Annotated in this window: 17 protein-coding genes; 3 read left to right on the top strand and 14 right to left on the bottom strand. The window is 37.4% G+C overall.

What is annotated here, in order from left to right; genetic code table 11:
• Nucleotides 1-77 precede the first annotated feature (77 nt).
• The 3 genes from CIB29_RS01240 to CIB29_RS01230 all read right to left on the bottom strand — a co-directional run bounded on the left by CIB29_RS01240 (nucleotide 78) and on the right by CIB29_RS01230 (nucleotide 11,553).
• Complete coding sequence (locus tag CIB29_RS01240) at nucleotides 78-8,876, bottom strand: glycoside hydrolase family 94 protein (RefSeq protein WP_094545970.1); 8,799 nt, start codon at nucleotides 8,874-8,876, stop codon at nucleotides 78-80.
• 429 nt (nucleotides 8,877-9,305) lie between these two features.
• Nucleotides 9,306-10,031, bottom strand: a complete 726-nt coding sequence (locus CIB29_RS01235) for a LytR/AlgR family response regulator transcription factor (protein WP_094545968.1) — start codon at nucleotides 10,029-10,031, stop codon at nucleotides 9,306-9,308.
• A 466-nt stretch (nucleotides 10,032-10,497) separates the two neighbouring features.
• The gene (locus tag CIB29_RS01230; RefSeq protein WP_094545966.1) at nucleotides 10,498-11,553 is read right to left on the bottom strand and encodes a hypothetical protein; all 1,056 of its coding nucleotides are present in this window, start codon (nucleotides 11,551-11,553) and stop codon (nucleotides 10,498-10,500) included.
• Nucleotides 11,554-11,816: 263 nt separating this feature from the next.
• Here CIB29_RS01230 and CIB29_RS01225 point away from each other — a divergent pair, with 263 nt between their 5' ends.
• Nucleotides 11,817-13,010, top strand: a complete 1,194-nt coding sequence (locus CIB29_RS01225) for an IS4 family transposase (RefSeq protein ID WP_094545964.1) — start codon at nucleotides 11,817-11,819, stop codon at nucleotides 13,008-13,010.
• Between the two features lie 82 nt (nucleotides 13,011-13,092).
• Here the strand turns inward: CIB29_RS01225 and CIB29_RS01220 are convergent, their stop codons facing one another.
• The 10 genes from CIB29_RS01220 to CIB29_RS01185 all read right to left on the bottom strand — a co-directional run bounded on the left by CIB29_RS01220 (nucleotide 13,093) and on the right by CIB29_RS01185 (nucleotide 21,641).
• Complete coding sequence (locus tag CIB29_RS01220) at nucleotides 13,093-13,893, bottom strand: M23 family metallopeptidase (RefSeq protein WP_157910173.1); 801 nt, start codon at nucleotides 13,891-13,893, stop codon at nucleotides 13,093-13,095.
• 1,234 nt (nucleotides 13,894-15,127) lie between these two features.
• Complete coding sequence (locus tag CIB29_RS01215) at nucleotides 15,128-15,562, bottom strand: hypothetical protein (protein WP_094545960.1); 435 nt, start codon at nucleotides 15,560-15,562, stop codon at nucleotides 15,128-15,130.
• 235 nt (nucleotides 15,563-15,797) lie between these two features.
• A complete protein-coding gene (locus CIB29_RS01210) occupies nucleotides 15,798-16,349 on the bottom strand; it encodes a C39 family peptidase (RefSeq protein ID WP_094545958.1) in 552 nt (183 codons plus the stop codon).
• Nucleotides 16,350-16,441: 92 nt separating this feature from the next.
• On the bottom strand, nucleotides 16,442-17,029 hold the full coding sequence (locus CIB29_RS01205; protein ID WP_094545956.1) for a hypothetical protein: 588 nt from the start codon (nucleotides 17,027-17,029) through the stop codon (nucleotides 16,442-16,444).
• A 508-nt stretch (nucleotides 17,030-17,537) separates the two neighbouring features.
• Nucleotides 17,538-18,419, bottom strand: a complete 882-nt coding sequence (locus CIB29_RS01200) for a hypothetical protein (RefSeq protein WP_094545954.1) — start codon at nucleotides 18,417-18,419, stop codon at nucleotides 17,538-17,540.
• Nucleotides 18,420-18,766: 347 nt separating this feature from the next.
• Entirely contained in the window at nucleotides 18,767-19,489 is a 723-nt protein-coding gene (locus CIB29_RS01195; RefSeq protein ID WP_094545952.1) for a hypothetical protein, read from the bottom strand.
• An 8-nt stretch (nucleotides 19,490-19,497) separates the two neighbouring features.
• Nucleotides 19,498-19,701, bottom strand: a complete 204-nt coding sequence (locus CIB29_RS18810) for a hypothetical protein (RefSeq protein ID WP_094545950.1) — start codon at nucleotides 19,699-19,701, stop codon at nucleotides 19,498-19,500.
• A gap of 546 nt (nucleotides 19,702-20,247) precedes the next feature.
• Nucleotides 20,248-20,397, bottom strand: a complete 150-nt coding sequence (locus tag CIB29_RS18805; protein ID WP_198543693.1) for a hypothetical protein — start codon at nucleotides 20,395-20,397, stop codon at nucleotides 20,248-20,250.
• Nucleotides 20,398-20,874: 477 nt separating this feature from the next.
• A complete protein-coding gene (locus tag CIB29_RS18800; RefSeq protein ID WP_198543692.1) occupies nucleotides 20,875-21,036 on the bottom strand; it encodes a hypothetical protein in 162 nt (53 codons plus the stop codon).
• A 53-nt stretch (nucleotides 21,037-21,089) separates the two neighbouring features.
• Nucleotides 21,090-21,641 carry an NfeD family protein gene (locus CIB29_RS01185; RefSeq protein WP_094545948.1) on the bottom strand — a complete coding sequence of 184 codons (552 nt, stop codon included), beginning with the start codon at nucleotides 21,639-21,641 and terminating at the stop codon, nucleotides 21,090-21,092.
• A gap of 318 nt (nucleotides 21,642-21,959) precedes the next feature.
• Between CIB29_RS01185 and CIB29_RS01180 the strand changes: the two genes are divergently transcribed.
• Both CIB29_RS01180 and CIB29_RS01175 read left to right on the top strand, forming a co-directional pair.
• Complete coding sequence (locus tag CIB29_RS01180; RefSeq protein WP_094545946.1) at nucleotides 21,960-22,661, top strand: AzlC family ABC transporter permease; 702 nt, start codon at nucleotides 21,960-21,962, stop codon at nucleotides 22,659-22,661.
• Complete coding sequence (locus CIB29_RS01175) at nucleotides 22,625-22,963, top strand: AzlD domain-containing protein (RefSeq protein ID WP_094545944.1); 339 nt, start codon at nucleotides 22,625-22,627, stop codon at nucleotides 22,961-22,963. The genes CIB29_RS01180 and CIB29_RS01175 overlap by 37 nt, the downstream gene beginning before the upstream one ends.
• 115 nt (nucleotides 22,964-23,078) lie before the next feature.
• On the opposite strand, the gene CIB29_RS01170 is transcribed toward CIB29_RS01175, so the two are convergent.
• On the bottom strand, nucleotides 23,079-24,497 hold the full coding sequence (locus CIB29_RS01170) for a putative bifunctional diguanylate cyclase/phosphodiesterase (RefSeq protein WP_094545942.1): 1,419 nt from the start codon (nucleotides 24,495-24,497) through the stop codon (nucleotides 23,079-23,081).
• Nucleotides 24,498-24,603: the final 106 nt, after the last annotated feature.

The following is a 24,603-nucleotide window of genomic DNA, read 5'->3' as shown; positions in this document are numbered from 1 at the left end:
TGATGGTTTTATTCTATCCATGGAATGTGTCCAACACGTGTCTTTTATTTTAAAAAAATATGAACTTTTTATGAACATTAAATTATCTTCTTCCCCATCGTGACCTCCACATAGTGCTCCTTCCTGTCATCAAGCAGCGGTACTGCCCTATTTTCTGATTCCTTTCCGTCAAGCTTTATCATTTTTACGCCTCTATTTACTCTATCGGGATTCATTACATGGATTACATATTTTGTATCCTTATATCTGTATTCCATACGATAGCTGTCCCAATCTTTAGGAATGCAAGGGTCAATGATAAGCGTTTCTCCACGTTTTTTCAGTCCCAGGATATGTTCGACACCTACCCTGTACATCCAACCGGCTGCCCCTGTATACCATGTCCATCCGCCGCGTCCGACGTGGGGTGGGACAGCATATACGTCGGCTGCCATTACATAAGGCTCAACTTTGTACCGGGCGGCTTCTATCGGAGTACGGGCATGGTTGACAGGATTGATAAGGTTAAACATTTCCCAGGCTTTGTCTCCATCTCCCATTTTTGCGAAGGCCAGGATTACCCAGATTGCTGCATGTGTATACTGGCCGCCGTTTTCTCTAACGCCCGGTACATAGCCTTTAATATATCCAGGTTTTAATTCACCTTTGTCAAAAGGCGGGGTGAGCAGCATAATAAGCCCCTCATCTCTTTTTATCAAATAGTGCTCCAGCGCTCCCATGGCTTCCTTCGAACGGTGCGGCTTTGCTGCCCCCGAAATCACCGACCATGACTGTGCAAGGGAGTCAATTTTACATTCGGGATTCTGTGCAGAACCCATAGGTGTACCATCATCAAAGTAAGCCCTACGGTACCAGCCGCCGTCCCATGCATTGGCTTCCAGGGATTTTACTATTTCCTGGGAAATGGATTTGTATCGCTCTGCCCTCTCAAAGTCTTGTTGATATTCACATATAGGAATAAAGCGGGCAAGCGTGGTGTATAGGAACCAACCCAGCCATACACTTTCCCCTCTGCCTTTATTACCCACTGTACTCATACCATCATTCCAGTCTCCTGAGCCCATTAAAGGAATACCATGCTGTCCAAACCTCAGCGCCCGGTCAATTGCCCGGACACAGTGCTCATAGACTGATGATTTTTCTTGAGACAGGCGGGGTATATTGTATCTCTCATCTTCACCTTCCCTCAGAAGCTCATCTTCTATATATGGTATTTCAATCTGAAGCACATTCCAATCCCCTGTATTTTCAATATAATCGGCAGTAACAAAAGGCAGCCATACCAGGTCATCAGAGAATTTGGTACGTATTCCTTTATCGGCGCCGCTTTCCTTTTCTGCAGCAGGGTGCCACCAGTGCTGGACATCTCCCTCAACAAACTGATGGGCAGCATGTCTCAATATCTGGCTGTGTGTTAATTCCGGAAGCACATAAACAACTGCCATCACATCCTGGAGCTGGTCTCTAAACCCGTATGCCCCACCAGACTGGTAGAAGGCAGACCTTGCCCATATTCTGCAGGATATTGTCTGGTACAACAGCCATCCATTTAAAATTAAATCCATAGAGATGTCGGGTGTTTTTACTTTTACTGCTCCCAGTGTATCCTCCCAAAATGCTTTTACCGATTGCAATTCTTTTTCTGCTTCATGAATACTCCTGTATTTTTTACAAATAGAAATAATCTCATCCACATCCTTGCTTTGACCCAGCAGAAAAACTATTTTTTTCTCTTCGCCAGCATCCAGGTCTACCCTTGCCTGCATTGATGCACAGGGATCGTACCCCGCCCCGGTCCGGTTGGAAAGCCTCTCGCGTTTTAAGGCTTCCGGGTTACTCATATCACCGTTATGTCCAAAAAATTCTGTACGGTCTCCGGTAAAACTGCGTTCTTTTTCAGATACATCCATAAAAGCAATTCTTCCCGGGAAGTCAGAATTATAACTATTTTCAATTAATAATATACCTGTATCATCATGCACTCTTGTTGCGATATACTGTGCGGTCAATTGATCGCTTACTCCTAATACAGGCCGTATATAGTATGTGGCTGACAGACTTCTAGTTTCCTGTGACAAGTTTTTCAGCCTTATCATGCAAATTTTTACAGACTCCTGTCTGGGCACAAATTCTATGAGTTCCTGTTTAATGCCATGGCTGGTATGTTCAAAAATTGAATAGCCATGTCCGTGCCTGATAATATAAGGTTCTGCTTCACGTATTGGCAACGGAGTAATAGACCATAATTCACCCGTGTCCTCATCTCTTAAATAAAACACTTCTCCATTGGGATCGCTGACCGGGTCATTGGACCAGGGTGTCAATTTATTTTCCCTGCTGTTTTCCGACCAGGTATAACCTCCTCCCGATTCGGTTACCTGAAAGCCAAACCGTTGATTCGAAATGACATTCATCCATGGAGCCGGAGTATGCTGATCTTCTTTTAGTTGTATAATGTACTCTTTCCCATCAGCACTAAATCCGCCCCAACCGTTATAGTAGGATAGTTCTTTAATCTCCACTTTTGGCATTTCATATATCTTAGGCTCTTTTTTCCATTCTTTTATACCGGGTAAAGCCAGCTTGTCTGTTTCAAGTTTTACTTGTGAAGATAAAGGACCATCATCTCCTCTTAGTACAATACGCGCAACGGTTAGCAATAATATTTTATCTTCTTCCGGCATGGTCCTGCCCGACCTGATGAATACCCCTCCCGGTTTATCTTGAAGTTCCCGGGCATGGCTAACCGAAACGATATCACGGAGCAAATTTTGTAAAGGCTGCGTGTAACTGCCTTCATCCTCATTCAGAATAACCAGGTCAACACTTAAGCCTTTCATTCTCCAATATTCGTGGGCCTTTAATACTTGATGGACAATATCCATTTCATCGGTCTTCCCAATGATCACCAATACAATTGGAACGTCACCGGAAATGCCATATGCCCACAAGGCCGGCTGTCCTTTTTTATTATTCTGAATGATACTCTCCCGTCTTCTACGCAGCGGACTGGCGAAGAGGATTTGTGAAAGCATATTCTGGAAAACCTCTTCTTCCCCGGATTTAAGTCCCAGGTACCTGGTCTCTACCTGGCTGCGCGTCCAAGCTAATTCAAAAGCACGGGCAACAGCAGCAGCTTCCTGGTATTTTTGAGTTAATTTTATTATTTCTTCACGGTTGTTACCTACTCCGGTAATATATGCAATACGGGCAGTTTGACCCGGCCCTATCTTTACCCTGCATCTTAAACTCATGACAGGGTCCAATACCGGCCCCACTGTATTTGATAAAGGCTGGTCTACATCCATTGCTAAGGGATTGGATAGGTTTCTACCTCGGCCTATAAATTTTGTGCGGTCTGTCTCATATTGGATGCCTCCAACAGCCTCACCTTCCACCATCACAGTATGCACTGCCCATATTGTGTTTTTCCCCTCTTCTCTGGGCCTCCTGTTTGCTAACAGGCAGTTGTATTCCGGAAGGAATTCTGTCCTTACAAACAGGTTGCTAAAAGCAGGGTGTGCAACATCAGCTGATTGGGAAGTCAGGACAACTTCAAAATAACTGGTTACTTCCAGCGTCCTGGTATGCTCACTGTGATTGGTGAGTGAAATTCTTCTTATTTCCGCATTATCCTCAGGTGAAACCACAATTTCGGTATGGGTGTCAATATTCCCATCTCTTCGTAAAAATTCTGCCTTGTCAGCCGAAAAAACCACCTTGTATTCTTCCGGTCGGTCATAATAAGGTGCATAGGTTGCTGACCATACATTGTTGGAATTTAAATTTTGTATATAAAAGAACATCCCGAAATTTCCAAAACTTAAATCTTCACGCCATCTTGTTACAGCATTTCCCTGATTTCTGCTATACCCCGAACCGCTGTCGGTGAGCATTACCGAGTAACTTCCATTTGAAAGAATATGTGCCTGTGGAAGAGGAGAACCCGGTATTCCTAAAATTCTTACAACTTCCTCATGTTCCTGCTCTATCGGTTTAAAAGGTTCTATCTTTTCTTTATGTTCTTTTGTTAAAATTACCCGGGTCGGTACTCTTTCCTGCAGCAAAAGTTCTGCTGACTTCACCATTGGCTCGGCATGAAAACGGTTTTGCATAATATTATGATTGAGATAGTTTACCAAAGCCATTAAACTCATACCCTGGTGATGTACCATAAAGCTTTTTACAATACTGTTTTTCTGGTTATGTGACAGCCTTTCGGGAGTATAATCTATTGACTCGTAAAACCCGTACAGGCCCTCGGCTCCTTCTTCCTTTAGTTGTTTCATATTGGCAGCGGCATTTACAGGATCAACCATTAATGCCATTACAGTTGCGTAGGGTGCTACCACCATATCATTGGATAAACCTCTTTTTAACCCCAGCTCGGGAACTCCAAAAGCCTTATATTGATAGTTAAGGTTAATATCAAAAGCGTAATATCCCGATTCGGATGTTCCCCACGGCACCTGTCTCTGCCTGCCGTATTTCCGCTGGCTTTCCACTACAAACCGGTAGGTTTCGTCCCAAAGGGTATTCTTATAGTTACGCATAATCAGCAGGGGCATCAGGTATTCAAACATGGTCCCTGTCCATGATACCAGCCCCTTATATCCGTCCACCATGGTAAGGTTGCGTCCTAATCTATACCAGTGCTTTAGGTCCACTTCCCCTCTTGCAATAGCTATAAAGCTTGTCTGACGGGCCTCAGAAGCAAATAAGTCATAATAGGATTTTGTCAGCTGCTCTTCCTCAACATTGTAGCCTATAGAGAACAATTGCCGTTTGCTGTCAAACAAAGGCACAAAACTTGTCCCGTCTATGATTGTTTGTATCCTATTTATCAAATCATTGAACACATCTAAAGCTTTTAAAATATTTATACTGGATCTTTCCAACTCGTTTTTTACTTCCCTAGCCCATGCAAGAGTTGCATCATGCTGACTATTTTTCTTTTTAACTCCCTCTATAAATCCTATTGCCGCATCAATACGGGGTATAGACTGCCTGCATACCTCGTTTAATCCGGCTAAAGATGAACTTTGCTGCAGCCTGTCAAAAATATCTTTTATTTCCCTGGAGGCTTTTGCATAAACATTTTTCTCCTCTTGTATTGCTTCAGGCATAGTATCTATAAGTCTTACCCATGGCATAAGCTCTTTTATATCTTTTTCAAAAGAAGATAACATATGATAAACCTTGGTTAACCACTTATATTTACTCTGTTCACCAGCACTATTTAGCTTATTATCACTTTGTAATAAATGCTGCAGGAGATTATTCCATTTTACTAATGAAATGTCTCTGTCACGAACAACTTCTTCAAGCAATTGGGTATCCAAAGGAACACCATTATCTTCTTCCTTTAAAAGATGAATAGTATCTCTCAGTCCTAATACCAGGTTCATATCCGCTAACGGTTTACCCATATATTCTTTAAGGCCCTGTTTTAAGGTCATTAAATATCCAATAAAATTTCCACTATCTACAGTCGAAATATACCGTGGTCTTAAAATTTCAAGCGTCCTGGTATCATACCAGTTGTATAGATGTCCTTTCCATTTTTCCAGTTTTTCCACTGTCTTTAATGTATTATTTAGTCGTTCTCCCATCTCAAGGATACCCATATATCCCAAATCCCGGGCTGCCAATACGGATATCAGCGCAAACCCGATATTTGTGGGGGATGTCCTGTGCGCTATCCCATTTGGAGGGTCTTCCTGGTAATTATCCGGTGGGAGATAATGCTCCTGTGCTCCAACAAAATCTTCAAAATACCGCCAGTTTTTGCGCGCAAGCCGTCTTAACTCCTGCCTATCTTCGTCAGATAACTCTTCCACATTCTTTTCATCTACTATGCTTACAAAATAAGCAATAAAAGGTGCCGCACTCCAGACAACAAAAAGCAACAGTGCAACAAGCCATACCGGAGATGACAACAGTATTGCCACACCAAGAATGATGCCCCCTATTAAACCAGATACCCACATTCTCTTCCAGAAGCTTTTTATATCATTTTTTAAACGCTTTTCCGCATCGGCGGCCGTCACCCACTCCAGCGTATTTCTTTTGGTCACAAATACTCTAATGAGTGTTCTAATAATTGCATCGCCCATCAAGTATGCCTGGTACGGTAAAAAGACAAATAACAGAAGTACCTGGTAAAGCGTAGCCTTAAACCCATAAATGATGGTGCAGTGCCGCTTTTCACCACAAAACCTGTAGTTCTTTGCCAGAACTGCGTCCACTGTTGCAGTTACAAGAGAGAAAAACAGGGTGAGCACTGCAAAAGACAGCCATACCAGACTATTCCCCGGTAATACTCCAAAAGACAATGCAATTAGGATTGTAAGGGCAGGAGCCGTCAAACTTCTCCGCATATTGTCAAATATCTTCCATTTAGCGATTGTGGATAGAGAGTTCCTTACCAGTTTCCCCTGTCTATCTTTCACTCTGGACGCCAGCCAGGGTATAAGCTGCCAGTCTCCTCTCACCCATCTGTGCAGCCGGGCAGCATATGCACTATACCGCGCAGGATATCCGTCTATAAAATCTATATCGGTTACAAGCCCGGCCCTTACATAAGAACCTTCTAATAAATCGTGGCTTAGTACGGTATTTTCGGGTATAGCATTTTTTAAAGCTTTTTGAAAAATATCAACATCATAGATTCCCTTTCCGGTAAAAATACCCTCTCCAAAAAGGTCCTGGTAAACATCAGAAACCGCCGTGGTATACGGGTCTACCCCTCCCTGACCCGCAAATACACGGGAAAAGAAAGAACGGTTGGCACTTACAATATCCACATTAATACGGGGTTGAAGAAGGCCATAACCTTCCACTACTATCCCCAGTTTTTCATCCAATACCGGCCTGTTGAGCGGGTGAGCCATGGTTCCGATAAGCTTTTTTGCCGCATCTTTGGGTAAACTGGTATCAGCATCCAGGGTGATCACATATTTGATTTGAGGAATCTTGGATAAGTCTCCGCTAATCACCGAAAAACTGGTTTCTTTTGATCCCTGTAACAGGTCATTTAATTCAATAAGTGCGCCCCTTTTACGCTCCCATCCCATCCATTTGTTCTGTACGGCATTATACTGCCTGTATCTATGAAAAAAGTAAAAAATATCCTGCTCTTTTGAAGCATAGCGTTCATTTAATTCCTTGATACCCAAAATAGCTGTCTGAATAATTTTTGTTTCTTCCGGCATTTCTTCCTGTGGTGCATCTTTATAATCTCCTACAAGAGCAAAAAATAAATTTTTCTCCCTGTTGGCCAGATAAAATACTTCCAATTGACTTACCAGTTGCCTTACGCGCTCTTCATTAGGCAGGAGGGTTGGAATAACTACCATTGAAGTCTCATTTTCAGGAATACCATTTTCCAGCTCCAACTTGGGCAGTATAACCGGCCGGGATATGCGGGTGCTTACCCAATTCACAATGGCTACGGCTATATCACTTGCAGGAATAAGCACCACTATGCCGGCAAGAAGACTTAGCCATATATTATTCCTCCCTGTAAACCTATATGCATAGGAAATAAAAACACCGGCTATCACTGCGGTAATAAGGATAATTGAACTTAAATACAAAAATGTAGGATGATTTTTTGCAGCCTGAACAATTTTTTGCATTCCTTTTGGCTTGTAGCCAATCTTATCATTTAAAACTGCCCTCCCTTTTCCTATCAAATAATATCCTACATGCCCTAGTCTTTCATCGTCCGTATTATCTTTCGAAACTGCCTGCGCACATTCTATAGCTTTTCTTGCAATCTGGGTTTCATTGATTTTAGCAGCCCTGGATATTCTCTCAATTTCATGCCTGTAATAATCCCTCGACGCAAAATCCATCCGGGGATAAATGCCGGCAGGGTCCTGACGAAGTATTTGTTCCACCTGGCTTAAACATTCAAAGATGCCTGACCAGTCCAAAGCAGAAACCAGTCTTAAACTTGTAATGGAATTCCCTATGGAAATCTGTCTTGCAGCTTGCTCCTGGTGTTCTTGCTGGATAATCTTTTCAGCTGTATTATCTTGTTCAACCAGTCTTTCATCCAGGTATTGCAAAATCGGTGCGGCTTTATGCTGCTGCTTTTTAAGTCTTTGCAGCAAGTGTTCCGTATAGGATGGCGTTAATTTTTCCATTCCTTTAATATTTTCTTTCATAAGCTGCACCAGGACTTCAGGTGGTTGTTCCAGCCTTGACAGTAACAGGTCAGCAGTTTCATCGGCTTTTAAAAATTGCTGTTGTGAATTTATTATCTTTTCGCAAATATGCCTGATGTTTTCAATTAAAGCAATACGGACCATGATTGCCATCGCCCACAGTTCTCCACTGGAAAGTAAACTTTGGGATTGGTATGCCTTTATAAAACTGACCAAACTTTTTTCATTAAACCTTCCATCGGTATGCGCAACCAATTCCAGTGCAATTGCATATACTCTAGGATATCCCCTTAATGGTCCGCTTTTTAAAACCGGAAGTTGAGAACAGTACTTTTTAGATAGGCTTTGCCGGATTTCTTTAACCTGCTGTTCTATAATATAAAAATTATCAAGCAGCCATTCAGCTGCGGAAGCCGTTGGCTTCTTATTTTTAGCATATTCATTTAGTTTGTTGTATACTGCAGCAATCAATTTATAGTTATCATTCATCCTTGGAACCAGCCAGGAAATCGACCTCGTATCATCGGCAACGATATGATTTCTGGCTATCTCAACAGCATGCCTTTCTAATTCTTCAGGACCCAGTAAAGCATCCTGTATCTCTCCTGCTTCCTTATTACTGTGGCTGAAATGCCTGTATATCAATACGAATATGACAAAAGCTGCTAAAACAATAAACATCGCATTCAGAATATCGGTCATATTACTCCCCATTCCTTAGTTAGTATTTACAAGTATTAAATCCTGCTTTTTTACATATAATGAATGGCAAATTTTAGTGCATTTTGGGTGTCCTATAAAATATCTTACCCAAATTGCTAAATTTTCATAAGTTAACAATAACTTATATAAATTTTTTTAGGAAAAACAATGGAAAACAATGGGGACGGTTCTCATTGTCAAGATTTGCTAACAGCAGTTCTATTAATACCTGTTATCCTAAAATATATCCAGAACAGACATAATCTCTATTTCCCTAGCTCTGTTCAAGTAATTTATCAACAAGAACCGTCCCCATTGTTTTTCGACGCAACTGGTCACATTTGAGGTGTGAATGGCCCGGTTTAGGGTTTTAATTAACCGTCTTATCCGTCAAAAATGATAATATAAATAAAAATAATCTCCTCCATTTTAAGAAGAGATTATTTTTCCTTTTAATTCTTTTAACCTGTGTTTACTCATAAAAGCTACTTTATCAGTTTCTAAAAACTCAATTTGATAGGTTCTGTTTCCTGTTTTCCTGATTTTATGAATTTTATTTTTGTTTACAATAAAAGACCTGTGCACCCTTATGAAATATTGCGGCAGGCTTTGCTCCAGCCCGTTTAGCGTCTGTTGTACACAGTACACATTTTCAGCAGTATAGACCAATAAACTCTTTTTCTGTTTTTCTATGAAAAGTATGTCTTCGGGTGTTATAAAAATAATTTCATTATTGTTTTCTATAATAATTTTATTTGCTTTTCTTAGAACAGTTTTTTCTTTTTTTACTTCATTTGTTAATACACTGATGGTTTCTATAAACTTTTTTATATCAATCGGCTTTAGGATATAATCATACGGATGTACACCGAAAGAGTACATCGCATATTGTGAATGTCCCGTGATGAACACAAGTTTTGTATCAGGACTAACGGTATGGATGATTTTTGCAACATCCAGTCCATTTAACTTTTCACTGGCATCAAGTTCTATATCCAGCAGCGCAATATCCGGTAGATACTCTTTTGCAAAATCAATCGCTTCACTGCTCTTTGAGGTATCAAGAATTTGAAAGGCTGGTGCACTTTCTGATACTAATTGTTTAATAAATTTTCTGGTGTAATCTTCATCTTCTAGAATTAAAATGCTGTTCATCCATAACGCCCCCTATTTTTAAGCTCTGTAGAATATCTGATTCATAGAAGTACCATATACTACAAAACTTAGTAATAATGTAACATACCATGGTATTTACTGCAGTATACCAAATCATCCTTATACGACAAAATTAGTAATAATACGACTTTAAAATCCTTTACAACCAACTTGTAAACAAAATTTATACAGACGATTCAAGTTATAATCTAATTTTACCATAATAATACATTGAATACCAATACAAAATTTCCTACAAATACCAACAAATTTCGACATATGTATACTATAAAATATTCAGATTGCAGCAGGACTTTAGGTGCAAGCCTCTGAAAGATAGGGTCTTACAATGCTTTAACCTATGTGGTAGTATAAATGCACACAAAAAAAAGAGCAGGATAACCTGCCCGTAATATATTGAGACCTGAATTTTCCGTTATCTTTAAATATAGCCCGGTAAAATATATTATTTAAGTGCTTCATCCACCTCATTTAAAGTGATCATTCCTTCATTAAATTTATAAGATTTAATTTTAACATTGTTATTGCTAACCTTTATTTCAACAGGCATATCCGCCATCGGAATGCTTTTTATCTTTTTCCCGCCGGCTTTACAATCCAAAACCTCAATAACTGCCTCGTCCATGTTCTTTACAAAAAGCAAATCATCGTGCCAAAATATCTTTTTTGAGCCATTTACTTTGGTTATTTTCTCTTTTTTAGATACATCAACAAGCTGCAACTCATCAATTGTCCGATCACTTTTGTTTAAAGAGGATATTTTTAAAAGAACCATGTAGTTGCCCTGAGGAGAAATTTGCGGGTTCATTGCACTGTCCATAAAAACTTTTTTATCCCCATTATGGGTGTTATAACTCTTTATCAGCGGTTTTGTCCCTTCGCAATAGTCATAAAACAGTTCTTCATTACTTTTCCAGCAGAGTAAAACTGTTTCCTGATGCATATAATTTGGATATTTGAATGAATCAACTTCAGCATATTCCTTAGTTTCTATGTTGTATATGAATACTTTCATGATTGCTTCATTATTCTTGTCTTGCTTGCCTATAAGAGCCACTTTATTTCCTAGAACGTCATAATCAAATATGCTTAGATTAACTTCTCCTGCTAACGGTTTTAATACTTGTTCTTTCGTTGAATAATACATGGTTTTGCCTAAAATGAAATCGCCATTTTCCAGTTTTGTAAAGACAGGCCTGTTTTCCAACCAGGGTTTGTAATAAAATGAACCCATTACTTTGCCGTTATTCACAACCTCAAATATCATACTTCCATCATCAGCTATTTTTTTTGATTGGATAATATTAATATCTGCAGGTGTTTTTTCATCTTTGATGGATATTTGTTCCTTTACGTCAACTTTTGTCTTTTTTATATCTTCAGCATGTTCTTCCAATATCTTATCTCTGACAAATAATCCGGAATTTATGCTTGCAAAGGATATTACTGTTACCCCCAAAACGCAAATAAGTGCTGCGATAATCCAAATGCCTTTTTTCATGAATTCCCCTCCTCGATTATGGTAAGTATACGTCAGTTGCCGCAGAATCTGTATTAGAATATACCGTAATATTTTGAGTACGCTTATCGTTATCATAGCTTAAAGTAATATTTCCTGTTCTTATTCTTGCACAGTATTGTTGCATAAAATTTTTTAGCAAAAATCAACGGTAATAAATACCTGTTGGTAAAATGAAAACTCCTTGTTAATATTAGTGGTAGTACCCAACCAACCACATTCTATTAACGAAGGAGTTAACAAACATGAATGATTGTACTACAGTTTTTGAAACTTTAAAAGGCTTTTTACCAATGAACTTACTGGAAAAAGCCGTTGACGAAACCGATGCAGACCACGGAACCAAGAAATTTACTGTTCTTCGGCAACTGAATACTATGATGTATGCACACTTGGTCCAGAAAGACAGCCTTAGGGATATTGTTACAGGTATTATGGCTGACCAGAAACTCCAGAAATATACTGGCACAATAAGTTTTTCACAGCTATCCCGCAAAAACAGCGACCGTGATCCGGATGTTTTTAGAAGGATATTTGAAGCTGTTCTTGCTAAACTTAAAAAGCATCACGGTATACGTATCATACCTGGTAGCTGGGGCACGCTAAAGATACTGGACGCTACTATAATAAGGCTTTGTATCTCTCTCTTTCCCTGGGCTGACTATCGGGAAACTAAAGCTGCAGTCAAGGTGCATACCCTGTACGATGTTCTTTTAGGTTACCCGGATCAGATTATAGTGACAGAGGGTATTATACATGACAAAGAGAAGATGGATTCCCTTATTACCAAACCCAACATCACATATATATTTGACCGCGGCTATTTAGACTACAAAGAGTTTGACAGGTACTGCAAGGAGGATATATTCTTTATCACAAGGCTTAAAAAGAATGCTGTAATGGAGTTAGTTAGTATAAACTCAATATCCCAGGGAGGCCCTGTACTATCTGATAAAGAAGTAATTCTCGGTGGCTTTTATACAAAGATGCAGCACTCCTTGAGAGTTGTGGAAGTAATCGACTCTTCTACAGGTGAGCCCTTTTATATAGCCACAAACCGCTTTGACCTTACAGGTGAGGAAATAGCTGAAATCTACCGTCTAAGATGGCAGATAGAGCTATTCTTTAAGTGGATAAAGCAGCATCTTAAAATCAAGAAGTTTTATGGTACCAGTTTTAATGCAGTCTTAAACCAGATTTACACGGCATTGATTCTGTTTTGCTTGTTAAAACTCATGCATATTCTGGTGGGTACCAATCATAACTTCTTGGAGATGGTAAGACTCATTGCAGGCGGACTGTGGAATACCATTGCCTACCTTAAAAAGTCTCTATCCACTGTAAAACCTCCAGGTCGCAAACGAAAGCGGTTTAATTGGAAGAGAGAGTACGTTGATTTCTACATCCAGTGTATGTTTGGTAAGGTTTCGTCATATTAAGTTTTTAAATTTAATATTGTTAGGCTTAGGTGGTCACTCCCCTTTTCTCTAACGTTAACCATAATTTTCTTATGGGTGCAGGTTATACCTGTAAATTATTACTATTGATTTTTGCTAAACTTTTATTTGCAACAATACTGATTCTTGCAATATAATAATTAATACCATACGCAGTCTCATCAGGAAAAGGATTGCCATTAGCCATGACATAATACGAATAAGAAGCACCATAATTTATATCGGTTCCTTTTGTTGCACCGGATATTCTCTTGTATCTTGCCCAGTTACCATTTGCTGTGTACAACTTACCTCTTATTGCACCATAACCATCCGATGAACTTCTTGCAAGCAATCCCTCCGGGTTTCTCTGTGCATACCAATCATCTGCACCCATTCTAATTTCATAATGCAAATGAGGACCGGTAACATTGCCAGATTGCCCAGTCTTTCCTAAATATGTGCCAGCTGATATTGTTTGACCTTCACTTATACTCGTTGAAAACTCACTCAAATGGCAATAATAATGATAAAATTTTGTGCTCGTATAAACAGGATGTATAGATTCTATAACAATATATTTTCCGTATGAAGAATTACCTAAATCTTTTTTCTTAATAACTTTACCCGCATATGTTGCATAAACACTTGTACCGATACTTGATGCAAAATCTAGTCCCATATGTCCGTAAGTACTACTTGAAGTTAATTTTTCTCCATATAAATAGCCAGCATTAACAGGAGAAGAAACTGGAGAGCGCATATCTATTTGTCCATATGCTCCAAAAACATTGGATACTGCTATTATGGAAATCGTAACTACTATCGTACATATAAAGATAAATGATCTTTTCAGTGTTTTACAAAGTTTATCCGTTGTTAACATCTTTATCCCTCCCATTTGTTATTTTAGAACAAAAGAGCCTGAACTTTTCCCATTGATTCTCTGTTCAACACTAATAATATATTTGAAAAATATAAGAAAAGCGATTCTATATTATATTTAACTAAGTCTTCACAAAGATCAAGATACTAAGGCGTAAAAACCTTTTTTGTCCGGTGACCTTATATGTATTATCATGACTTGTATACCTCCTCGTATAATAGTACCTGTACACAACAAGTTAGTTCGTGTCCAGGTTTATTTAGGTTTATTTATTTTACCAGTATTTAACTGGTAATTAACACTTCACATTACTGATTTATGGCATACTAAATGCCAATAATATACTTTGTCTACATAACATAAATAAATAATTAAATTGTTTTGTAGCAGCAACCGGGCTTGTGGAGCTTGTGAGAAAGTGGCTTGAGATTAGAAGTTCCCGGTGAAGGTTGTGGATAAAATTGTGGTAAACACACCTTTTGTTTTCCACAGTTTTATCCATCAACCTGAACCGGTGGAACTTCTTATCGAAAGACATCTTTTCCATAAATCCACAAGCCAACCCCAACCATCACTTCTTTTTTCTATTGCTACTGCCATTAGGCCAAGCTGCTGTTTCCCTTCCGGTCATCTAGTAGCACCAAATTTGTCTGTAAAAAACTCTTTACATTTTTGAGATACCGTAGCATGATTATACTGTAAAGTTAATCTGGGACTGGCTTTTGTCCTCCCTTTGGGTGATGGTTAGCTTTGCTATGCCCTTTTCAAGGTTCGAATAATCAAGAATCACCCCGCTTTTTTCCTTTCAAAAAGTTTTCAATATAATGCATAATAAATGCTTTATAACGAGATTTTCCATTCAAAAATCAGTATATTGATATAACCATATTGCTTGTAAGATGTTAATTCTAAATTTTTGTTATATTTTATATATTCTTGATACATTCCCAAAATCCTTCTAATTTTCCTAACTGGTCACTTTTACGGCGCAACTGGCCACATTTGAGGTGCGAATGGCCCAGCTTAGAATTTAAATTAACTGTCAGGAGCCAATAGGGACGTGGAGCCAGGGAGCCAACAGGGACGGTTCTCATTGTCAAGATTTGCTGGGAGCCAACAGGGACGGTTCTCATTGTCAAGATTTGCTAACAGCAGTTCTATTAATACCTGTTATCCTAAAATATATCCAGAACAGACATAACCTCTATTTCCCCAGCTCTGTTCAAGTAATTTATCAACAAGAACCGTTCCCATTGTTCTGCAGTCTTCTTGTAAATAAATCAATTTCAATGAAATTGTATTTATAGCTTCCTTCATAATTTTTGTATATGATTATAAAGTTTACATTATTATGTGTGATTACATTTTCATTTACTGTATAACCATTATCTTTGTAATATTTAATAAATTCGTCATAGTTTAGTTTAGTATAATACGTTACCGCTGTATCTGAATGTCTGAAAGCAAATGCAGTAGATGGAGGCAAGGGTAATGTTGTAAAATTCCTTAAATCTTCAGAATATGATTTATGTTCTTTTGCGTTATTAAAATTGACATCAAAACTATACCTGAAGCTGGAATCAAATGCCCGTAAAACAAATATTCCGATAGCTGAAAGCACTAACAAAACTAGTACTAGCAAAATTGCAGCAAACAACTTTTTTTTCAATATATTATCCCCCTTTAGTGACGTATTTTAGACTTTACAAATTCAAACAAGTGAAATGGACAAGTTCATTGCCCTGTGTTTAAATTAAGATATCGTTCCAAAGCCAGATCCCAAAAGGCAATGAAACTATGTCCGATAAAGTTAAGCAATTAACGAGAAAATCAATAAAATCAAAAATTTCCATAAACTAGTTTATTAATATCACTATATGCATTTTCGGCATATTTGTTGAATTCTAATCTATGTCTATATTGGTTTTGGTTACACTTCCGAAATCATCGTACATTTCCTGATAGTGTATATATCTTGTAGATGTAGACCAATTATCTTTTACCATTAAAAAATCGGCAACGTCATATTCCTTATACCCAAAAATAGAAACTGAGTGATTACTATAATAGCCGGTTGCTATGTTAAAAATCACCGGTCTATTACGATCAATTTCATTTGTGAAGGTACTAAACGACCAAATATACACGTTGCTTGCGTTAATATCGTATCCCCATTCGTCAAATACATCTTCAATTATATTGTCAATTACAGTAGGATTTGTTCCACCTTCAGGTGTGTATCCATGGTCCTCTGCAACATCCAAAACATCATTATAAATTTTGGTGGTAGAACTTGGAATATCGTCATAACCGTTATTATGGCAATAATATGACATAGCTGTTATTGATACCAGGGTACAGTCATTATCATCACCGAAGTCATCCATATCCAAGCCCGGAAAACCAGAGAGACTATTTCCGTCCTCATATCTGTAATCCTCATACCTGTCTATCATATAGTCAAATCTATCATCAATAACATAGCCGCTGATTTGACCGTCATAGGTTGCTCCTATATAAGATTTGTAACTATCCTGGATTAATTTTTTTATTTCATGATTTCTCTTATACTATTGGAACTACCATTTTGCGACATTTTGTGTTTTTTAATATCTTTTTTATCGGGAATTTTTTTTCTATCCATGTCGTAATATTTCCCATCAGAATTCAGGAAATATTCTAATGGACCATTATATACAATTCTGCCTTTACGATTATTTTTGTTATTGGAACCTGAAAAATCATTCACCTCAACATCAGAAAGAATGCCTTCTTCTAGGCTTTCTTCAAATATAGGTGTTCCGCTGAATGAAAACTCTTGAATCGGCATTTCGTCTTCATTGGCTGAAACACATATATAACCGCTTTCATTGCCATCAGTATTCAAGCAAAATGTATAACCTGTTATAGCATCATCTACGTCATAGAGAGTGTATACTTTGTTTATCATTGTATTCTTGTTCCAGGTCCCACTATTGTCCATGTTTTTCAAAACGAACAGCAGTGCTATATCGGCAGCTTCACTTTCACTAAAGAATGGTTCTGCTTTCTCATAACCTCCGTTTTTAGCAAATATTTGAGAACTGGAACTCAATAGAATTGATAAAATTAAAATTACAGACAGTAATTTTTTCATAGTAGTAACCTCCTTAACTCTATTTTTTATTTGCAACAATAAGCACATCACTTTTTCAGCCCAAGGGAATCACCACGCTTTTTTTCTTTCAAAAAATTTTCAATATAACGTATACTATATAAATTACACTTAATACATTACATTGGTGGAAACAGCAGCATGTACTCCATGTTTTGCCGTCGGCTTATAACGGCACCCGTGCCGGAATAAGCCTAAAATCTCCCTCCATGGTGATTTTCTGACAGCAACATTCCATATATGTTGCTGCTTCCCCGTCATAACGCATGTAATATATTTAGTGTTATTGATATAGATGCTTTAGGGAAGTCAATAAGGACGGTTCTCATTGTCAAGATTTGCTAACAGCAGTTCCATTAATACCTGTTATCCTAAAATATATCCAGAGCAGACATAACCTCTATTTCCCCAGCTCTGTTCAAGAAGAACCGTCCCCATTGCTCCGTACAAGAAGAACCGTCCCCATTGCTCCGTCTTGCTCTAAATCGTCTTAATCAGTATAATGAAACTTTAATGGAACAGAGGGAGTACAAAATTCATTTGAATTAGTAATATCTGAGAAAATTAAAGGTTTAAAAAGAATATTGCTTTTTTCGTTTACCTTATATGTTACTATAACTTCATATATCTTTACGTTTTTAATTTCAGCTTCTGTAATAGATTTCTTATACTCTTTTTTTATATCTTCAGTTAGCTTATCATCGTAATTCCATTTAACACTTGTTATTGAAAAAAATTTAGTAAAAAATTCCGGTACATCTACTGTAACTTTAAAGTTATTGTTAAAGTTTTCTGTTAGCGTCATAATTCTATAACTAACTGTTGATTCCTTTCCAATAACAGGTAGTTTATGTGGTTCAATAGGCGACTCAACAACAGATAATATTTTATTATTGGCCATGTTATGTGTATTTATGTAATACATTCCAATCTCTTTTGTTATTTTCTTATCTGTATTTAAATTTAACTGTAATTTATCAATATAAACATTAGTATCTATTTTATTTGGAAGTATATTTACTTGTAATTCAAAATTTTTTATATTATCACTATCGTTTATGTTCCAAATAAAATTATCTGACTCCATAATAATTTCTTCATTTTGTATTAATGATATTGACTTCAGTTCTTGTTTAATATCTTCTTCTATTTCTTCAATCGCCTGTGATGAGTTAATTTTACCATAAAACAAGATAGATTCATATGAATTTGGATCTATATCATCATTTAGTGTTATTAATGAATTATATTTATCAAATTCAATAAGTTCCATATACGACAATGATTGATTATAATTTGCTACTTTACTATTACATGAAGTTAATATTATTATGATAGATATAAAAATAACACAAATACTTATTTGTTTCATTACAGGCCTCCTCTTATTACGCTAATTTATATAACCTATGCATAGTTTTTGAAACTTTAAAAGGCTTTTTACCAATGAATGTTCTGGAAAAATCCGTTGACGAAACCGATGCAGACCGTAGAACCAAGAAGTTTACTATTTTATATTGTTAGACTTAGGTGATCACTTCCCTTTTCTCTAACACTACCCATAGTTTTCTTATATGTCCAGGTTATACCTGTAAACTATTACTATTGACTTTTGCAAAACTTTTATTTTCAACAATACTGGATATAGATATATAAAAATATTATAGAAATATTATAGAACAATCAAAAAATGATTGTTCTATAATATTTTTATATACTTTAAAGTGAAACTTGTTGCAAAGTAAAGTACCCATCATATGCTGCAGATTTGCCATCTCCCTCACCATATTCATCACGATAATTAGGATTATCATAGTCTTTTACACAGGTGAAGGTTGCATAATCATAGGTATATCTGTAAATTATTCTCCCTTTATAACCTGAAGAAATTGTTCTTGTATATGTAGTACTACAAGTTACCGTTGTAGAAGCCCCTATAGTAACACCTGTATCCGCTTTGACTTGAGCAACTGCTGTACTTGCACTAACTCCGCAAGTTGTGTTAACAGAGCCCGAAATTGTGAAAGATTGTCCTTGCTGATATGCAATTGTAGCAGAACCAACGTACCAGTCTGTAACTGGATAATAATCATTAATCTGATATATCCTTACGTTTTCAATACGATGTGTATGCCACCTCAAATCCAAATCTTGTGTCGTAACATCACCTAGAGTCGTTGAGGTGTTATCTGAGTTGTCAATATGACTGCTTTTTTCTTGTTCTGCAATTTTTTGCGCTTCTTCCAAGTCATATTGCATAGTTGTAGTTACTTCATGTGGAATGTCCAATTTCTCTTCAGTTACATTCCCCAACGGTTTTTTTGATTTTGCACTTGCAGACACTGCAAAAACATTAAAAGTCAATGCCAAAACAGTCAATGAGCATATAATTTTTTTCATGATAATTATATACCTCCCTAATATTTCTTCGTTTTCTTTCATTTTTTCACTCAATCATAGAATTTCAACATTTTCAAAACATGCCATATGGACAGATATTGCATTGCTGCACAATTATGAATGATGTTGTATGACCTAATAACACTGCGTCTTTCTTTCAGTATCACGGCCATTGGTATCCACATAATCTCCGGCAGCAAACCTCCCATATCTAACGGGGTCATAGCCCTTAATTCCTTCGTTCTGCAGTCCATGAGGTGGATGTCAGTCAAACTCCACCACGGGGTCTTTGTCCTTATAGTGAAAATTCATCCCAACTATCCGGCTCATTTTGTCAAGGTTCAAATCTATCATCAAGTGTGAAAACGCTAGTTTTACTTAGTTTTACTTGCGTCTCTTGCACCGCTTGGTTATCCTTTCCATCGCAAGAATAAGGCTGTCAAAAGTCAGCGTAAGCCGAACACAGTATTGCCCTTGAGGGCTTACAATGACGATGTATCTTTTTATATGTGGTGCAACTTATGCTGCTTTAGGTCTTCTTATGTCATTTATCATCTTCTTATGTTAATCATTTTTTATAAATCTTTTGACACTACCCATTTAACATTGTAAAATCTTTTAATAAAAAAACATTCTGATTTTGTTCGGCGATCTTATATGTATTATCATGACTTGTATACCTCCTTAACTCTATTTTTTATTTGCAACAATAAGCGCATCACTTTTTCAGCCCAAGGGAATCACCACGCTTTTTTTCTTTCAAAAAATTTTCAATATAACGTATACTATATAAATTACACTTAATACATTACATTGGTGGAAACAGCAGCATGTACTCCATGTTTTGCCGTCGGCTTATAACGGCACCCGTGCCGGAATAAGCCTAAAATCTCCCTCCATGGTGATTTTCTGGCAGCAACATTCCATACATGTTGCTGCTTCCCCGTCATAACGCATGTAATATATTTAGTGTTATTGATATAGATGTTTTATAACGAGATTTTCCATTCAGTGTATTGATATAACCATGTTGCTTGTAAGATATTAATTCTAAGTTTTTGTTATATTTGATATATTCTTGATACACTCCCAAAATCCTGCCGATTTTCCTAACTGGTCACTTTTACGGCGCAACTGGCCACATTTGAGGCGCGAATGGCCCGGTTTAGGGGTTTTAATTAACCGTCCTATCCGTCAAAAATGATATATAAACAAAAATAATCTCCTCCATTTTAAGAAGAGATTATTTTTCCTTTTAATTCTTTTAACCTGTGTTTACTTATAAAAGCTACTTGGTCAATAGAGGTCAATAGTAGGGTCAATAGGGACTAGGGTCAATAGGGACGGTTCTCATTGTCATAGAGGTCAATAGGGACGGTTCTCATTGTCAAGATTTGCTAGCAGCAGTTCTATTAATACCTGTTATCCTAAAATATATCCAGAGCAGACATAACCTCTATTTCCCTAGCTCTGTTCAAGCGTCCCCATTGTTCGTGTCTCATAAGAACCGTCCCCATTGTTCCATACATTCGCCACACAATAAGAACCGTCCCCATTGTTCGTTCATAGATTTGCGACTCTGGAGTCATAAATCTACACATTTCCTTTTGTACTATTTTTTGTAAAACTTTAAACGAACCAGCTATTCATGAAGCTTCTCTACATAAAAAACATTTTTTTCAACGTCAATGATGATGACCTTTTCCCCCTGTCTTATATCCTGTTGGTTAATAGACCGTGCAGGAGCAGAATATGTACAGTCATTAACAACGTAACGGATTCTTCCAAATTTATCTCCATAAATTGATGAAGTCACAACGGCATCGGTACCCTGAAGATGATTTATATCATGGGCACTAGTATTTTGAGCGCGATATAGTGGAATAACTATTAACTTGTATATTAAAAATGCACCAATTAAAGCCATTGTTAAAGCAAGACAAAATGATAAAAGAAAAGTCATTCCATTGTAACGATGCGCTAATAGACCAACGCCGCCAAATATAGTTATAAAGCTGGCAATTATCACCGGTTTTAAAGGTGAAATAGGAATATCAAAGAACCCTATACCCTCCCAATCGAGATCTACATCAATATCTCCCCCATCAAAGCTCAAAATTTGACCTAATAAAAAGGAGATAAGCGTATAAACAACCCCAACTGCAAAGGCAATAAAGAATATGTTACCCATCATCTTCCCTCTCCTTGCCGCTTTTTAAATCTGACACATATTATTTTACAGCAATAATATATCTATTACAATAAAAACAATATTAAACTTTGTTTACATTTGTTACTATTTATATTTCCAATTCTTTTGTTTCTTTCAATTCCTTAACACTAATTTTTATTGACCCTGTCCTTTTTCTATTTTATAATGTAAAAATAGTGGGGAGTAAATCCAATGTACAGACTATTTTCATCTATAATTTATGACCTGTGAAGGTATATCGTAGCGATTAATATGAATTACGAACCGCAAACGTTCATCATAAACATCAGGAGGTACTCTATGAAAAATGATTATATAAAAGGTGCAAAAGGAGCCATGCCTATTGCTCTTGGTTATTTACCCATTGGCTTTGCTTTCGGAGTTTTAGCTGTCCAACAGGGCTTGACAATCTTAGATATATTCTTCATGTCCCTTTTTGTATATGCAGGTTCAGCACAATTTATTGCCGCAGCTATGATCGCATCGGGGGCAGGGGTAATCTCTATTATTATGACTACTTTCCTGGTTAACCTGCGTCATTTGCTAATGAGTGCATCACTCTCCCCCTATCTCAAACACATAGCTTCTCCTATCCAGGCATTGATTTCTTTTGGAATTACGGACGAAACTTATGCAGTAGGGATCACTCAAGCCAGGGCAGAAACTTGTTCGGCAAAATATTTTGCCGGCTTGCATATTACCTCTCAGGCCAGCTGGATTGCCAGCACAGTATTAGGAGGCGCACTGGGCAATCTAATTCCTGACCCTGCCCGCTGGGGAATAGATTTTGCACTATCTGCAATGTTTATCGGCTTGTTGCTCATGCAAATGAAAGACAAAAAAGACTTGCTGGTTTCTATCTGCGCCGGAGGACTCTCACTACTGATAGCCGTGGAAGTAGATGGAAACTGGAATATTATTATAGCCACATTATTGGCTGCAACGATCGGGGTGAGTGTAGAGTTATGGAGCAAAAAATTATCCTTGCCATTATCGGAATGAGTCTGGTTACTTATATCCCCAGAATGTTACCTTTAGTTATACTATCTAAATTTGAAATGCACCCATTGTTTCTAAAATGGTTAAAGTATATACCTGTAGCAGTACTATCTGCCCTTCTGGTTCCCGGGATATTACTGTCTGATAAAAATCTTGCTGTAAGTCTTGACAACAAAAATTTTCTTGCGTCTATTCCTTGTTTTTTAGTCGCAGCTAAAACTAAAAATCTGTTTTTTACAGTATTAGCAGGAATAGTAAGTATGTTTTTACTTAAATTAATCACACAACATTTAAACTATATATAACACATTATTTATTTTACATGACTGGTCAGGAATGCGACATGGGGATAATTCCTTAGTCATCTAAGGTCATGGGACACACCTCGTGCCGAGGAATGTCCCCAAGCCGCATATTAATTTATAGATATGCCTGTTGCCTTAACAATTTTTCAAACTCGTCAACCGGCAGTGGTTTACTAAATAAATAGCCTTGTACCCTGTCACATTTTTGCTCTTTCAGAAATGCAAATTGTTCTTCTGTCTCTACTCCTTCTGCAACTATGGTAAGCTTCATACTATGCGCTAACGAAATCAACGCTTTAGCAATTGCTTCTTCATTTGAGTTTGCGGTAATGTCATGTACAAAAGATTTATCGATTTTTAAGGTATTAATTGGCAAACGTTTTAAATAATTGAGTGAAGAATATCCCGTACCGAAATCATCTAACGAAATATGTATCCCCATTTCTTTTAATCTTTTTAATACCAGGATTGTATAATCCAGATCTTTCATAGCAATGCTTTCTGTTATTTCCAATTCAAGCCATTGCTGCTCCAGCGCTGTTTCCTGCAACAATGATGATATCATTTCCACCAGGTTTTGTTGTTGAAATTGGCGTGCCGAAAGGTTTACCGCCATACATATAGGCGGCAAACCTGACTCCTGCCACTTCTTATTCTGAATACAAGCAGTACGCAACAACCATTCACTGATAGGCACTATAAGTCCTGTTTCTTCTGCCAGAGGAATAAAATCCATCGGAGGTACAAAACCCATTGTAGGATGAATCCAGCGTATTAATGCTTCGGCGCCAATAATCTTACCGGTGCCAACATCAATTTGGGGCTGATAATAAACGGTAAACTCATTTCGTTCTAGGGCATGTCTCAGATTACTTTCCATCTCCAGCCTCTGTAATATTTTAGTATTCATACTCTGGTTAAACAGCTGATAGGTATTCTTGCCAAGTTCTTTTGCATAATACATTGCAGTATCTGCATTTTTAAGCAAGGTTTGTGCATCTTGTCCATGGTCAGGGTAAAGTGCTATTCCTATACTCGTGGTAATATAAAATTCACGATCATCCAATATCCATGGGTGCTGTAGTGCTTCAACAATTTTAACAACTATCTTTAGTACATCATCTACACTATAAATTCGCGGCTGCAGCAGTACCAGTTCATCTCCCCCTAAGCGTGCAACAGTATTCCCTTCTCCCAGATATCTTTGCAGCATCTCTCCAACATTTTTTAATAACAGGTCTCCAAAAGTATGTCCCAATGTATCATTAATTGTCTTAAAGTTATCAAGATCAAGAAATATCACACTAACCATATGATTGTCTCTGCGTGCCCTAACAAGCGCATCATTTAATCTTTCCATCAATGAAGTCCTGTTAGGCAAGCCTGTCAAAGAATCGTAATAGGCCATTTTATATTGCATTTGAAGTTCTCTGTCTGCTTTTAAGACCTTTTTTCTTAAATATTTAATATATACTGCAAATATATTTAAAACTACAATTAAAATGATTTCAATCACTATAGACTGAACAGCCATAACATTCCCCCAAGAAAAAGCCCTTTGTAGTTATATAAAAATTAGACAAGTTATATAATTCGTCAAAAAAATAGAAAATCCTGCATCACTCGACAAAGTTTAATGC

It is taken from the genome of Petroclostridium xylanilyticum (assembly GCF_002252565.1).
Classification (GTDB): Bacteria; Bacillota; Clostridia; order SK-Y3; family SK-Y3; genus Petroclostridium; species Petroclostridium xylanilyticum.
The sequence above is the reverse complement of the archived record's forward strand: the minus strand, read 5'-3'. Positions and strand labels throughout refer to the sequence as shown.